Source organism: Mesorhizobium sp. B2-3-10 (assembly GCF_006442275.1).
Classification (GTDB): Bacteria; Pseudomonadota; Alphaproteobacteria; order Rhizobiales; family Rhizobiaceae; genus Mesorhizobium; species Mesorhizobium australicum.
Window position 1 is genome coordinate 1 of sequence record NZ_VFVT01000002.1, and the last position, 12,652, is coordinate 12,652.

Below are 12,652 nucleotides of genomic sequence, written 5' to 3' on the forward strand. Positions count from 1 at the left end.
GTCGGTCCCAAGAACCGTCTCGTCGACGGTTAGCGTCGGCTCGGTGCCGGTCGTCGATATGCTCGGCCCGTCATCGTGGAAGTTGAGGTTCTGGCCGATGTTGAGCGTTGCCGACTGGTGGTCACCGTCCTTGTCGGTAACGGTTGCGGTGAGCTTGACCAGGTTGTCGGCGGAAAGCGTGGCATTGTCATTGGGGTCGTTGGGGTTCGAGTGGACCAAGGCACGTATCTGGTCGAGGGTGACGTTGCCGCTGGCGTCGACGGATACCGTGAAGACGAGGTCGCTGGTGCCGGAGGTGCGGCCCTCGACGACGCCGCCGGCAGTGACCGACAGCACGACCTCCTGGTTGGTCGCAGTGTCGATCAACCCGGTCGAGCCGGCCGTGACGGCGAGCGCATAGGTGACCGCTCCGGCGCCGTCGGCGCCGTAGACCGGGCTGAAGTTGGCGGCAAAGCTCTTGGTGTCGTCGGTCCCAAGAACCGTCTCGTCGACGGTTAGCGTCGGCTCGGTGCCGGTCGTCGATATGCTCGGCCCGTCATCGTCAAAGTTGATGAAAGAGCCGACCTCCTCGGTATGGCCATTGGTGTTTTGCGCCGTGAAATGGAACTCGGTGATGTCACAGCCTTCGTTTGCATCGACCCCCGTAACCGTCAGCCGATCCATGGGATTGCTCGTGGTGATGTTGACGGTGGTGACGTTGTCGAGGCCGGTGATGGTTACGGTGCCTGTGCCCATGCCGCTGACGGTGACGTTGCCGCTTCCCGTGGCATAGGTGCCATTAGCGGTGATCGGCGACGCAAACCCGGATGTGCCGGTCAGCGTAAGGCTGGCGATGGGCGCGGGGGTGGTGGGGCTGCCGTCATAAAAGTTCAAGCCTTGCTCGTTGCCCGTGACATTGACGGTGCTGATTTTGATGTCCACCCGCAAACTCGGATTGGAAGGCGTGATCTGGTTGATCGTAAACCCGGCCTGCGTAATGTTCTCGAGGTGGCCGCCGTACTGTATCTGCGAAGCGGTACCCGCGGCCAAGGTGCCGCCAGTCACGAAATCGACCTGCAACGCCTCAGCCGGATTGATGCTCTGGTTATTGACGCCGAAGCCTTGTGTACTGACGTTGGCGGTGGCATTGGCCGCCCCGAGGAAACCTGTCACCAAAATCTGCTTCGTAGCGTCGCTTCCCGAATCGATCACATAGAAATCATGATTGCCGGGAGCCGCGTTCTGGCCCGAGAAATTAACCACCGAGGTTCCGGCGACCGATGCGAACACCTTATCGGTTAGATCGATGCGGTCGTCCGGGTTGGTCGCGTCCGGATGGTGCAACGGCACATACTCGACTAAGTAAAGGTCCGCGTTTGTGGCGCTCGTGGAGTCCAGACCAAACGAGAAGGCGAGGGGGCCATTCGCAACGGGCGCGGCAGACGGATCAGAGGTGCCGATGACACCGATCACGACGTTCGCATGCGTTGCGTCCTGGAACAGCCATATATATTTTCCGTCGTCAGTCTGAAGGTTGCTGTTCACGCCAACCGTGGTGGAGAACGGCGTGCCGGAAGCGTTTTGCGTAAGAACGATCGAGTTGATGGTTTCTCCGGCGCTCGCCGTGGCCCGCACGAAGTTAGCCTGGAATGCGGTTTCGAGCGGAGAACCGAGAGTCTCGAGATATTGCAGCGTCGTGTTGGTGCTGTACGGCGCAACGGCCGGGTTGATATCATTGTCTTGGAGGCCGGTCGTTTCGTCGATGATGATGTCTTGGGCGAGGATGTCGAGTGCCATCGGAATTCTCCCTGGTTATTGCGGCAGGCGGAAATCGGCCCCAACGCCGGCAACCGGCCGCATGGGCGCGCATCCGCCGGTACGGCCGGCGCTACGCGTCCTCGTTAAAGAAAGTGGAGTGGTGGAATGGATCGGGGGTAGGGCGTCGAGGGCGTTCCAAGCCCTTCGCTCATGCCCCGGTCAGGCGTTCCCGCGCGGACGTGTCCTGCGCGCGTGGATCATCCGCAGCCGGCGGATGCTATCAGGCAATAAATAGGCCATGATGATGACCCCCCTCCCTTGGCACGCACGGATGTGCATGCCGTCCTCCTTTTATTAGCAATAGCTAAAAAGCTACTCCAATTTGTGGATAATTCAATATGCCTATTGCATTTTTGAAATTAATATGAATCTAAACCGATTCAAACGAGCATCGAACAGCCGTGAATCGCGGCAATTCTCGCCTGCCAAGTGTTTGAAATGCAAAGAGAATGCAGTAGATTACAGGCTTTGCACGCTGTTCGGTGATCAACACTGACCAGCCTCGGCAGAGAGCAACTAAAATCAAACATGCTGGAAGCAAAATTCGCTAACTGCACCTATGATGGATTGGACGGATCGGTATTGCCGGTTCTTCCGTCGCCAGTTGACGGCCTTCGGGCGAAGAGGCGAAGTCGACGTGGCCGACCCTCAGGTCGTCGATGAACTCCTATTCTCGCCCAACCTCTCCATCAATGAAACTGGCGCTCTCGATCCTGCTGCTTCTGTTGGTCGCGGGACGGTGACCGTCTCGACACCACGTCTCGTGCAGAGACCGGCAAGGTCGAGTTCGAGGTCCCCGGCATCCGCAGCGAGGGCGTCCAGGCGGTCGACATCGAAATGGCACGCGACGGCGCCACTGCCTATGTCGCGCTCGGTCCGGCCAACCGGGTGGCCGAAGTGGATGCCAAGACGCTGGCGGTGCCAATGGCAATTCCGGCGACATCTCGTTCATCGATCTGGAGAATGAGGAGGTGGTGAAGTCGGTGCCGGTGGGACGCGGTCCCTGGGGAGTGGTGATCGGTCCATGAAGGCGCTGTCGCTCGAGGGCCGTTCAGTTCGGCGGTCGAACTGATACGCTTCACGCTCTATCTGCGCTTCGATCCCGTTTCCGCCCTTGTCGTTCTCGCCTGCCTCGTCGTGTTTTTCCTGGCGGCAGTGGTCGGCTACGACCCCGGCCGCGGCCTGTGGTCCCGGCGCGGCGGCGAGGGCTGATCATCTCAGGGCGTAGAGGTAGGCAGCGATATCACGCGCCTGCTGCTCTGTGATCCCCGTCGACGGCATTGCCGTGTGCGGATTGATCTCCCTGGCCGCTCGTATCCAGCGGATCAGGTTCTCCGGATTGTTCGCCAGTATGCCGGCGATAAAGACCCGGTCGGCAAGGCTGGAATCGAGGCGCGGACCAACCTGGCCTTGTGCCCCCGGCACGCCGGGGATCGTATGGCATCCGGAGCAGCCGTTCGCGATCATGATCGGAATGGCGCGCGCTTCCAAGCCGCCGGTCGCCATGTCCGATTCGTGGCGAACACGATCGCGCCGGTCGGACCACAAGGTCGCTGCGGCGACTGCCGCGGTCAGCAGCAGGATCGCGGCGAGCGCGCTGCCCACCATCCTAGCCAGGCCGGAGCGCATGGCTTGCCTCCCTGATTCCGCTCTTGCTTATCCAAAGGCCGGCAAGCAGCAAGGCGGCTCCGCCATAGATCAGGCCAGCCGGAACCCACATCAGCAGTCCGGCGAGCTGCTGGTCCTCGATCGGGGTTAGACCCCAGAGCGCCGCGCGGGCGGCATTCTGCGGGTACCAGAGTCTGGGCGACAACAGCAGCAGCACGCCGAGCAGACCAGTGTGCAGTGACGTGAAGAAGAGATGCATGACCGCGCTGCCATAGGCCTGCTGGCGGCCGGAACGCGGCAGAATCCCCCACCAGAACAGCAGGGCTGTGCCGAGGAAGCTCGCATGCTGGGCGTAGTGCAGCACGCCCTGCTGAAGCGCTGCCTCGAACAGGACGGGAACGTGCCAGATCCAGATCGCGATGCCGTGGATGGCGGTTGCGTTGAGGGGGCGGCTGGCAACGGTCCAGATCGCACGAAGAGTCCTGCCGTGCGTGAGCCTTCCCGTCCCTCGGCGAAGTCCGGTCGGCAATGCCCATATCAGGGCTGCGCCGGGGCAGGCGGCGACAAGGAGTGGCGCCGCTACCGCCATCAGCAGTTCATGCTCGATCATGTGGGCGGCAAACACCCGTTCGCCAAGCGCATGGATCGGGCTGACCAGCGCTCCGGTCAGCACGCCCCAGCCGGCGGTGAACAACAGAACTTGCCGCGTCCGCTCGGAGCGGCCCCGGCTGCTGCGGCGCCATAGCCGGCTCGCTCCGAGCGCATAGATGAGCGCGATTGCGGCCAAAGGGAGCGTGATGGGAAACGCAAGCGTCCATCCCGCTTCGGGCGCGCCGGCGCCATAGCAGATCGAGGTTGAGAAGAAGGCCTCGAAGCTCATCGCAGGCACTCGTCGAGAATGAGTGCGGCGCTGCCCTGCATGACGATGACGAGGGCAAAAAGCAAAGCCGCAAGAATGCCGAGATCGGCGACGAATTTCTCGGTGCCGCGCGTGCGCTCCGGCTTGAAAGCCGCGCCCCCTTGCCGCCGTGCCCGCCAAGAAAGCATGCCGCCGAGAAGTGAAAGGAAGGCCAGCAGCAATGCGATCGGAAGCACGACCGGAACCTGGCGATTGCACTGCCACGGAACAAGCGCGTAGTTCAGCTGCGTCGAGATTGCCCAAGCCAAAGGCCCCGACAAAAGACCACCCCAGGACATTCCCAACCGCAGCGCGCGCATCAGCCTAGCCTCGGTACCCAGTAGATAAGCAGGTAGATCGGGATCCAGGTGAGCACCACGAAATCCCAGTAAAAGACGTTGTCGCCCACATCGCCGAAGCGCCGGCCGCTATAGCCATGGCGTGTGAACATCAGCACCGTCAGCACGATCGTGTCGCCCACGTCGGTGATCAGATGCGTGGTGTGCAGTCCAAGCAACACCCAAAGCATCGAGCCATAGGCGTTTGTGTCCCAATAGATATTCAATGCCGGGAACTCGAACCAGCGCACCACGAGCGGGGCGACACCGAACAGCGACATCACGACCATGCCGATCCGCACCGGTACCATTGCGCAATGCTCGGCGTAGCGATTGAGGATGTGGTTTGGCACCAGGCTGGCGATCAGCAACAGGGTGACGATCGTTCCCGGCCAATGGTTAGGTTCCGGGGCGCTCAGACGCCAGTTGGGCCATGACATCGCCAGATAGAGATAGGCGCCGGCCGCCAGCGCGAAGCCCGTCCCTTCCAATGCCATGAAGCCGAGCGTGCCCCACCAGGTTGGGCTGCGCGGACCATGGCCAAACGTAGGGAGGGCGGAAAGGTCGGTGACGGGCCGCTGGTTCATTCCTCGTCCTCCGGATCGCCCTTGGGCCAGAACCAGCCGAGCAGCGTGAGCGCGATCGGCATGGCACCCCAGACGATCGCCCACGGCGTGAAGATCGAGTAGAGGAACGTGCCGCCCACGGCGATCGCCGCCAGCAGCGGCCAGATCGACGGCGTCGCCGATTTCTCGCGGATGTCGGGGTAGGCCTCCGCCACCGTCGAGATGAGCAACTCGCGGACATCGACGCGGAGTCCAGTTGCGACGGGAAGCGCCTCTCGTTCGGCCCACAGCGGCTCGACATTCGTCACGATCGGAATGCGCGAGAAATTGTAACTTGGAGGCGGGGACGACGTGGCCCATTCCAGGGTGCCGGCATCCCAGGGGTTATCGCCGGCCGGAGCCCCTTTCAATGCGCCATGTATCAGGTTGAAGGTGAACAGCACGAAACTCAGGAAGAACAGCACCGCGCCGGCGCTGATGAACAGGTTGATGTTGGCCCAGCCAAGCTCCGCCGGATAGGTATAGACCCTGCGCGGCATGCCCCACAGGCCCACGAGATGCATCGGGAAGAAGGCCGCGTTGAAGCCGATGAAGGCCAGCCCGAAATGCCAGCGTCCGAGACGTTCGCTCATCATGCGCCCGGTGATCTTGGGGAACCAGAAATAGGCCGCGCCCAGCAGCGGGAATACCGATCCGCCGATCAGCACATAGTGGAAGTGGGCGACGACGAAGTAGGTGTCGTGCACCTGAAGGTCGAGCGGCACCGAGGCGAGCATGACGCCGGTTAGCCCGCCGATGACGAAGATGAAGAAGAAGCCGAAGACGAACAGCAGCGGCGTGCGGATCACCGGTCTGCCATCCCACAAGGTCGCCAGCCAGCAGAAGATCTGCACGCCATTGGGGATGGCGATCAGCATGCTGGACGCCGTGAAGAAGCTCGCCCCGAGCTTCGGCAATCCGGTTGCAAACATATGATGCACCCAGAGGCCGAACGACAGGAAACCCACCGCGATCAGCGACAGGACCAGCCCTAAATGGCCGAACGTCGGTCGCCGGGCAAAAGCGGGAATGATGGAGGAGACCATGCCCGTCGCCGGCAGGAAGATGATGTAGACCTCGGGATGACCGAAGAACCAGAACAGATGCTGAAACAGCAGGGCGTCGCCGCCCTCCGCGGGGTTGAAAATGTGGGTTCCGACAAGCCGGTCGAGAATGAGGAAGGTCGAGGTGATCATGACCGCCGGCATCGCGAAGACGACGACGAAGGAAGTGACCAGCAGTGCCCACACATAAAGCGGTATCTTGTCCAGCGACATGCCGGGCGCGCGTTGCTTGAACACGGTGACGATGGTGGCGACGGCGACCGCAAGCGACGACACTTCGGTATAGGTGATCATTTGCGCCCAGACGTCAGCGCGCTTGCCAGGAGAGAATTCCGGTCCGGATAGGGGCACATAGGCGAACCAGCCGACGTCCGGCGCCATGTTGAGGAGGAATGAGATCCAGGCAAAGGCCCCGCCCGAGACGTAGATCCAGTAGCCGAATGCATTGAGCCGCGGGAAGGCGATGTTACGGGTGCCGACCATCAGCGGCACCAGATAGATTCCCGTTGCCTGAACGATGGGCACAGCGAACAGGAACATCATGGTGACGCCATGCATCGTGAACAGCTGGTTGTAGAGGTCCGGCCCGATCAGCCCGCGCTGCGGCCCGGAGAGTTGGATTCGCATGGCGACCGCGTTCAGCCCGCCAAGGCACAGGAAGATGAAGGCCGTGATCAGATAGCGCCTTGCGATGACCTTGTGGTCGACGGCCGACAATGCTCCGATGATGCCGGGCGGCGTGCGCCATGCCCGCGTGAGCCAGTGGTGCAGGCTGGCATCGTCCATGCCAGTATCGCGCGGTCCGTCATGCTCGGGAGCCAGGTCGCCCTTGGTGGCGGTCTCGCGTTTCGGCGGCAGGTCGCGTTCGCTGATCAGATCCGCGCTGCTCATTTCAGACCCTCGAGGTAGGCGACGATGGCGTTGAGTTCGTCGCCGTTGAGCTCCACCACAGGCATGTGGGAACCGGGCTTCACGCCTTGGGGGTCCGCTATCCAGGCAGCGATATTGCCTCGGCTCATCGTCAACGTGCCGGCGGCGAGCGTGCGCCGGCTGGCAATATGCGTCAGATCCGGCGCGACGGTTCCTCCCGCTGGAGTGCCCCCGATCCTGTGGCACATCACGCAGGGACGCTTGAGGAACAGGTCCTCGCCAGCCTTGGCCTCGTCGCTCGCCGGAGGGCCAGACGGCTGCAACTGGTCGTTCCACCAAGCGTCGAACTTTTCCTTCGGCTCAGCGATGATGAAGGTACCCATGTTCGCATGCTGCGCACCGCAGAACTCGGCGCACTGGCCGCGATATACGCCAGGCTTGTCGGCCTTGATGTCGAGCACATTGATATGGCCGGGGATGAGGTCGAGCTTGCCGGAAAGGCTCGGCACCCAGAAGGAATGGATCACGTCCGTCGATGTCAGCAGAAGCCGTACGGGCTCCCCGGCGGGGATGTGGATCTCGTTCGCCGTGGTCAGGATGCGGCTCGGCGTGGCGTCTTCGTAGCGGACTTCCCACCACCATTGGTGGCCCGTGACGCGAATGGTGAGCGCGGCGTCGGAGCCGATCGCCGCAAGTGTCCTGTTGGCGAAGAAGCTCAGCAAGGTCAGTCCGACCACGATCACTGCGGTCAGCCCGACGGCGATCACGACAACGCGCAACTTTCGATGGTCGGCGCCGGCGTCGAGCACGAGCGGCTCGGCGCCGTCCCGCGACCGCATCATCAACGGTGTGGCAAGAGCGATCATCACCAGGACCCAGATCACCGCGCAAAGCGCGGTGAAAAACCAGATGAGCCATGCCAGCTCACTGGCAGCTGGCCCTTTCGGGTCGAGCGCTGATTGCCATCCCGCGCATCCCTGCAGAAACAAGACGCAGGCCGTGCCGAACCCGGTCGACGCAAGGCGCTTCACGGTGATTTCCCCAGCGTGGCTGCATCTGGCATGCGGTTTTCCGACGGATGCGGCATCATGTCGTCATTGCGTTGCGGCGCGGCGGACGAGGGTGCGTTGCCACTCAGCGAGCGAACGAAGGCGGCAAGCTCCCAAATCTGGTCATCGGGTATCTTGTCGCGGAAGCTCGGCATGCCCTTTGGCCGCCCATCGCGGATGGTGGCGTGGATGCTTTCGATCGAACTGCCGTAAAGCCATTTCTGGTCCATCAAGGCCGGCCCCATGCCGCCGCCGCCATTGGCATGACAGCCCGAACAGTTGAACCAGCTGAACAGGCGCTTGCCCTCGCTGAGGTGGAAGGCATTGGCCTCGAAGCTGGCTGCCTTGTTGTCGCTGGCCGAAGGCCGCTGTCCACCGGGTTCCAATGTGGTCACAGGCGCCGGCTGCTCACCCGATCCGAGCGAGGATTGCGGGCGCGTGTCACGCTCCTCGCGCTGGCATGCCGTAAGCGCTAGGGCCGTAAACAAGAGCATGGCGGCACCGTGCTTCATCGCACTGGGCTCCCCGGGCCATCGAGGCGCGGCACGCCATATTGCGACAGCAATGCGTCGATCTCGGCCTTGTGCCTGGCCAGCGCGCTGTTCACATCGCCACGCAGCGCATCGTCCTCGCGCCGAACGCCCATCGAGATGTCGTAGATCATGGGCAATTGCGGCCCGTCGATGCGAGGCGTGACGGGCGTGACGCGGAGAGGCACTTTCTGCTTGGCGGCGAAGTAGCCGGCGAGCGGGCCCCAGACGACGGCAAGATCGATGTCTCCGGTCGCCACTGCTTCGACGATGCGCGCCGGAGGGTTGGGTGCGGAGTAGTCGCCATAGACGGGATAGCCGACGAGATGCCCGACGATGCCGCGGCGGCCGAGCGCCTGGACGGGAGGCGAATTGGCCCCGTCGTCGCCGATGAGTTGCACGCCGATCCGCATAGCGCGCAGCCGCGGATCGTTGAAGGATGCCACATCCGGACCGTCCTGGCGGGTGACGAAAACATAGGACGACCGATAATAGGGGGTGGTGGTGCGCAGCATTTCGAGATTGGCCGGCGTGCCGGGCACGAGATCGCAAAGGCCGGCCTTCAGCGTGTTGCGCACGAAGCCCCGGCGCTGTGCCCACCAAGTGTAGATCAGTTTGGCGCCGAGATCGGCGGCCACGATCTCAGCGATCCTGTTCTCGAAGCCCTGACCGGCGGCGTTGGAGAAGGGCATGTTGTTCGGGTCGGCGCAGACCCTCAGTTCACGCACATTCGCTGTCGCCGGCAAGAGCAGCAAGGCGAGGGCGGCCATGCCGGTTGCCATCCGCTGGAGCGCCTTTCGCACCTGGCGCGAGGGCCGCTCGAGTGCCTCAGGGGAGCCGGAACACATAGAGCGTGCCTCCCGCCGTTGTCGCGTCCTTGAGATCCTTCATCGCGTTGACGAAACCGAGGGCAGCGGTGGCGTCGCGCGGATCGAGATCGCCGGACACGATGGCGCCGGCCCAGCCGCCTACACCCGACAGGATCGCCACATATTGGTGTCCGTCGGGGCCGCGATATGTGATGGGCTGGCCAATGATGCCGGACGACGTCTTGAATTGCCAAAGCAACTCGCCGGTCTTGGCGCTGACCGCCTTGAACCAACCCTCCATGGTTCCGTAGAAGACGACATCGCCGGCGGTCACGACCGCGCCGCTCCACACCGGGAAGTTCTCCTTGAGGCTCCAGGCGGGCTTCTCCGCGGCGATGTCCCAGGCGGTGAAGGCGCCCCGGTTTCCGCCGGGCCCGGGGATCATGCGTACGTTCATGCCGACATAGGGCGTGCCGGCAATGTAATTCACCTCGACGCCTTCTTCGTCCATGCACAGATTGTTATGCGGGATGTAGAGCAGCCCGGTCTTCGGCGAAAAGGCGGAAGGCTGCCAGTCCTTGAGCCCCGATGCGGTCGGGCAGATGTCGCGGACGACCTTGCCGGTACCGGTCTTCTTGTCCGGATTTTCGACCAGACGGCCGCTGTTGAGGTCGACACCCTTGCTGGAATTGACGGGGCCGTAGGGCTTCGCGGACAGCACTTCGCCGGTGGTCCGGTCGAGAATGTAGAGATAGCCGTTGCGCTCGGGCCGGACCAGCACCTTACGCGGCTTGCCCTGCCAGTTCATGTCGAGCAGGACCTGCTCATTGATCCCGTCATAGTCATGGAGGTCATGCGGGCTCCACTGGTAGAACCATTTCGCCGCTCCGGTATCAGGGTCGCGGGCGAAAATCCCTGACGTCCATTTGTTGTCGCCGGGCCGCAGATCCGGGTTCCACGGTCCGGGGTTGCCGGTGCCGTGGAAGATCAGGTTGAGATCCGGGTCGTAGGAAATCCAGCCCCACATGTTGCCGCCGCCGATTTTCCAGGCTTCCGGCGGCCATGTCGTGACGCCAAGGTCCTTGCCCTTGTCCATGTCGTAATGCGGCTTGAAATCGGGGCCGATTAGCACGTCCTTGTCCGGTCCGGTGCCGTAGGCCGTCCAGACGACATGACCGTCGCCGGCGTCAAGCGCCTTGACCCAGCCGCGGACGCCCATCTCGCCGCCTGAATTGCCGACCAGCACTTTGCCTTTCACTACCAACGGCGCCATGGTGATGGTCTCGCCTATGTTGATGTTGCCGATATGGGAGTTCCAGATCGGCTGGCCGGTGTTCGCATCGAGTGCGATGGTGTGACCGTCCAGTGTGTTGAAGAAGATGCGCCCGTCCGCGAAAGCCGCGCCGCGATTCACGACGTCGCAACAGGCAACCCCTTGCGCCGCGGGTTCGGGATTGGGTTCGAACTTCCATTTCATCGGCGCGCCTGGCTTGGTGAGGTCGAGCGCGTAGACCATGTTGGGGAAGGGGGTCACGATGTACATAGTGCCGCCGACGACCAGCGGCGCCGCTTCCTGGCCTTTGTTGACCCCGGTGGAGAAGGTGAAGGCCACCTGCAGGTTCTTGACATTGCCTTCGTTGATTTCCGTGAGCTCACTGTAGCGGGTCGACGCGTAGTTCTTGGCCGGCATCGTCCATTGCCCATCGTCGCGCGGTGCGGCGGAAGCCGGCGGCGAGATCGCTGACGGTGGCGGAGCTTCGGAAGCGCCCGTCAGCAGAGGAGTGCAAGCCAGCAGCAACCCCGCAAGGAAGCTCTGGAGACGTTTTCTAGCTGCCGCCGGGCGGTTCGTGCGTACCGCGTCGACGCAGGGTGTTGCACACCGCGCTGCTTGCTTCATTTCGGTGTCGCGCCTCCGACGCCTGAACCGATTTCCGCTGCGATGTCGGCCTCGGTGCCCGAGCATAGCGGGTGACCCCAGCCGGAGGCGCTTTTTCCGCCGGGATCGAGATCATAGATGATGGCATCCTTGCGGTTGGGATTGACGCCTGCCGGGACCTTGTCGAGGCCGAGAGCCGCGCGAACGCGCCAGGCGACATTGTGGTCGGCGCAAGAGGAATCGCCACTGACGCCAAGCGCGCCGACGATCGTTTTGCCGTCGTAAAGGGCCAAGCCCCCGCCAAACACGACGACGCCGCCGATAGGCTTGCCGACCAACGGATCGTTGGCGCTGCCGAAGGTTTTGGGATCGCCCGCATAAGCCGCGGTTTGGTTGACGGGGTTGGTCGCCTGCAGCCCGAACAGCGGCCCACCCGGTTGCACGCCGGCGTAGAGATTGGCCGTCGACAGGGCCATTTGAGCCAGGCTGAGACCGTTGGCGGTGTTGGCTTTCTCCGCTGCGATGAGCCGACTGCCCGGCCATTGCGAATCGACTGCGGGGCCGCTGAACGCAATCGCGCAGACAGTGCCATCGCGGGCAACGATCGCGCCCCATTCGTTGGTTTCAAAGCCGCCATTCGCTGGTCCGCCGCTTGCCTTCACATTGGCTTTGAGGACTGTAAGCAGCCTATCGTGATCGGCCGGACAAGCCTGCTGCGCCATGGCCCTGTCATCGTGGAGCAGGTCGCCCATCAGCAACAACAAACCAAAGGCAGATACGAAAAGCTGACAGCGATACATTGTCTTGGGCATTCGTTCGAACATCAAAGAGAACCCTGGCAGATCGTGGAACGCGAGCAGGCGTCCGTGCCTAACTCGCACAATGCTTCTATGTTCCTGCTTTGGAAAAATTCGTGCAGTTGGATTTGGAGGCTGGTGCTCAGCCATGCTGTCCGTGTCATCCCAAGCCTCTTTTGGCGGGCGATAAACCCGGACAACTCATCTGCTACCTAATCCGGACAACTCATGTGCTTACGACACAGATCGGAGAGGGACTTGCCTACATCGCACATGTCGTCGATATGAAGGTCGATGAATTCGCCGAAGGGCTTCAGGCGCGCTATACGGGACTTTGTCAGCGTCTCACCATGATCGACTTGGCGTAAATTCGTGTGCACTCGGCAGGGTCTAGCGTTTTGAATGTTAAAG

13 protein-coding genes are annotated in these 12,652 nt (G+C 62.5%); 2 read left to right on the forward strand and 11 right to left on the reverse strand.

All coding sequences use genetic code 11. From position 1 onward, the window contains the following. A partial coding sequence (locus tag FJ943_RS06465; RefSeq protein ID WP_224644356.1) for a DUF5801 repeats-in-toxin domain-containing protein occupies nt 1-1,776 on the reverse strand: 1,776 nt, incomplete at its 3' end. A gap of 977 nt (nt 1,777-2,753) precedes the next feature. On the opposite strand from FJ943_RS06465, the gene FJ943_RS29880 reads away from it, so the two are divergent. Continuing rightward, nucleotides 2,754-2,825 (forward strand): hypothetical protein, encoded by a 72-nt coding sequence (locus FJ943_RS29880; RefSeq protein WP_246671849.1) that lies wholly within the window; start codon nt 2,754-2,756, stop codon nt 2,823-2,825. Nucleotides 2,826-3,009: 184 nt separating this feature from the next. Here FJ943_RS29880 and FJ943_RS06480 read toward each other — a convergent pair whose 3' ends face one another. The 10 genes from FJ943_RS06480 to FJ943_RS06525 are packed head-to-tail and all read right to left on the reverse strand — an operon-like array spanning nt 3,010 to nt 12,391. Beyond that, a complete protein-coding gene (locus FJ943_RS06480) occupies nt 3,010-3,426 on the reverse strand; it encodes a c-type cytochrome (RefSeq protein WP_140720405.1) in 417 nt (138 codons plus the stop codon). Continuing rightward, nucleotides 3,407-4,285, reverse strand: coding sequence for a cytochrome c oxidase assembly protein (locus FJ943_RS06485; RefSeq protein ID WP_140720407.1), 879 nt, complete (start codon nt 4,283-4,285; stop codon nt 3,407-3,409). Before FJ943_RS06485 ends, FJ943_RS06480 begins: the two co-directional genes overlap by 20 nt. Next, nucleotides 4,282-4,623: a hypothetical protein gene (locus FJ943_RS06490; RefSeq protein ID WP_140720409.1), complete on the reverse strand. Its 342-nt coding sequence runs from the start codon at nt 4,621-4,623 to the stop codon at nt 4,282-4,284. Before FJ943_RS06490 ends, FJ943_RS06485 begins: the two co-directional genes overlap by 4 nt. Next, nucleotides 4,623-5,228, reverse strand: a complete 606-nt coding sequence (locus tag FJ943_RS06495) for a cytochrome C oxidase subunit III (protein WP_140720411.1) — start codon at nt 5,226-5,228, stop codon at nt 4,623-4,625. The genes FJ943_RS06490 and FJ943_RS06495 overlap by 1 nt, the downstream gene beginning before the upstream one ends. Continuing rightward, nucleotides 5,225-7,201: a cytochrome c oxidase subunit I gene (gene ctaD, locus FJ943_RS06500; RefSeq protein WP_140720412.1), complete on the reverse strand. Its 1,977-nt coding sequence runs from the start codon at nt 7,199-7,201 to the stop codon at nt 5,225-5,227. The genes FJ943_RS06495 and ctaD overlap by 4 nt, the downstream gene beginning before the upstream one ends. Then, nucleotides 7,198-8,211 carry a cytochrome c oxidase subunit II gene (coxB, locus tag FJ943_RS06505; protein ID WP_015317836.1) on the reverse strand — a complete coding sequence of 338 codons (1,014 nt, stop codon included), beginning with the start codon at nt 8,209-8,211 and terminating at the stop codon, nt 7,198-7,200. Before coxB ends, ctaD begins: the two co-directional genes overlap by 4 nt. Beyond that, nucleotides 8,208-8,741: a c-type cytochrome gene (locus FJ943_RS06510; protein WP_140720414.1), complete on the reverse strand. Its 534-nt coding sequence runs from the start codon at nt 8,739-8,741 to the stop codon at nt 8,208-8,210. Before FJ943_RS06510 ends, coxB begins: the two co-directional genes overlap by 4 nt. Continuing rightward, nucleotides 8,738-9,529, reverse strand: a complete 792-nt coding sequence (locus FJ943_RS06515; protein WP_246671833.1) for a substrate-binding domain-containing protein — start codon at nt 9,527-9,529, stop codon at nt 8,738-8,740. The genes FJ943_RS06510 and FJ943_RS06515 overlap by 4 nt, the downstream gene beginning before the upstream one ends. A gap of 58 nt (nt 9,530-9,587) precedes the next feature. Further along, nucleotides 9,588-11,465 (reverse strand): methanol/ethanol family PQQ-dependent dehydrogenase, encoded by a 1,878-nt coding sequence (locus FJ943_RS06520; RefSeq protein WP_140720418.1) that lies wholly within the window; start codon nt 11,463-11,465, stop codon nt 9,588-9,590. Continuing rightward, nucleotides 11,462-12,391 (reverse strand): heme-binding protein, encoded by a 930-nt coding sequence (locus tag FJ943_RS06525; protein WP_348642064.1) that lies wholly within the window; start codon nt 12,389-12,391, stop codon nt 11,462-11,464. The genes FJ943_RS06520 and FJ943_RS06525 overlap by 4 nt, the downstream gene beginning before the upstream one ends. Before the next feature lie 80 nt (nt 12,392-12,471). Between FJ943_RS06525 and FJ943_RS29550 the strand changes: the two genes are divergently transcribed. Beyond that, nucleotides 12,472-12,609: a hypothetical protein gene (locus tag FJ943_RS29550; protein ID WP_157163660.1), complete on the forward strand. Its 138-nt coding sequence runs from the start codon at nt 12,472-12,474 to the stop codon at nt 12,607-12,609. Nucleotides 12,610-12,652 lie beyond the last annotated feature (43 nt).

Excerpts from the sequence above, each read along its gene's own strand:
- FJ943_RS06480 (WP_140720405.1), bottom strand. The coding sequence starts at position 3,426 with ATGCGCTCCGGCCTGGCTAGGATGGTGGGCAGCGCGCTCGCCGCGATC.
- FJ943_RS06485 (WP_140720407.1), bottom strand. The coding sequence starts at position 4,285 with ATGAGCTTCGAGGCCTTCTTCTCAACCTCGATCTGCTATGGCGCCGGC.
- FJ943_RS06490 (WP_140720409.1), bottom strand. The coding sequence starts at position 4,623 with ATGCGCGCGCTGCGGTTGGGAATGTCCTGGGGTGGTCTTTTGTCGGGG.
- FJ943_RS06495 (WP_140720411.1), bottom strand. The coding sequence starts at position 5,228 with ATGAACCAGCGGCCCGTCACCGACCTTTCCGCCCTCCCTACGTTTGGC.
- ctaD (WP_140720412.1), bottom strand. The coding sequence starts at position 7,201 with ATGAGCAGCGCGGATCTGATCAGCGAACGCGACCTGCCGCCGAAACGC.
- FJ943_RS06510 (WP_140720414.1), bottom strand. The coding sequence starts at position 8,741 with ATGAAGCACGGTGCCGCCATGCTCTTGTTTACGGCCCTAGCGCTTACG.
- FJ943_RS06515 (WP_246671833.1), bottom strand. The coding sequence starts at position 9,529 with ATGGCCGCCCTCGCCTTGCTGCTCTTGCCGGCGACAGCGAATGTGCGT.
- FJ943_RS06520 (WP_140720418.1), bottom strand. The coding sequence starts at position 11,465 with ATGAAGCAAGCAGCGCGGTGTGCAACACCCTGCGTCGACGCGGTACGC.
- FJ943_RS06525 (WP_348642064.1), bottom strand. The coding sequence starts at position 12,391 with ATGGCTGAGCACCAGCCTCCAAATCCAACTGCACGAATTTTTCCAAAG.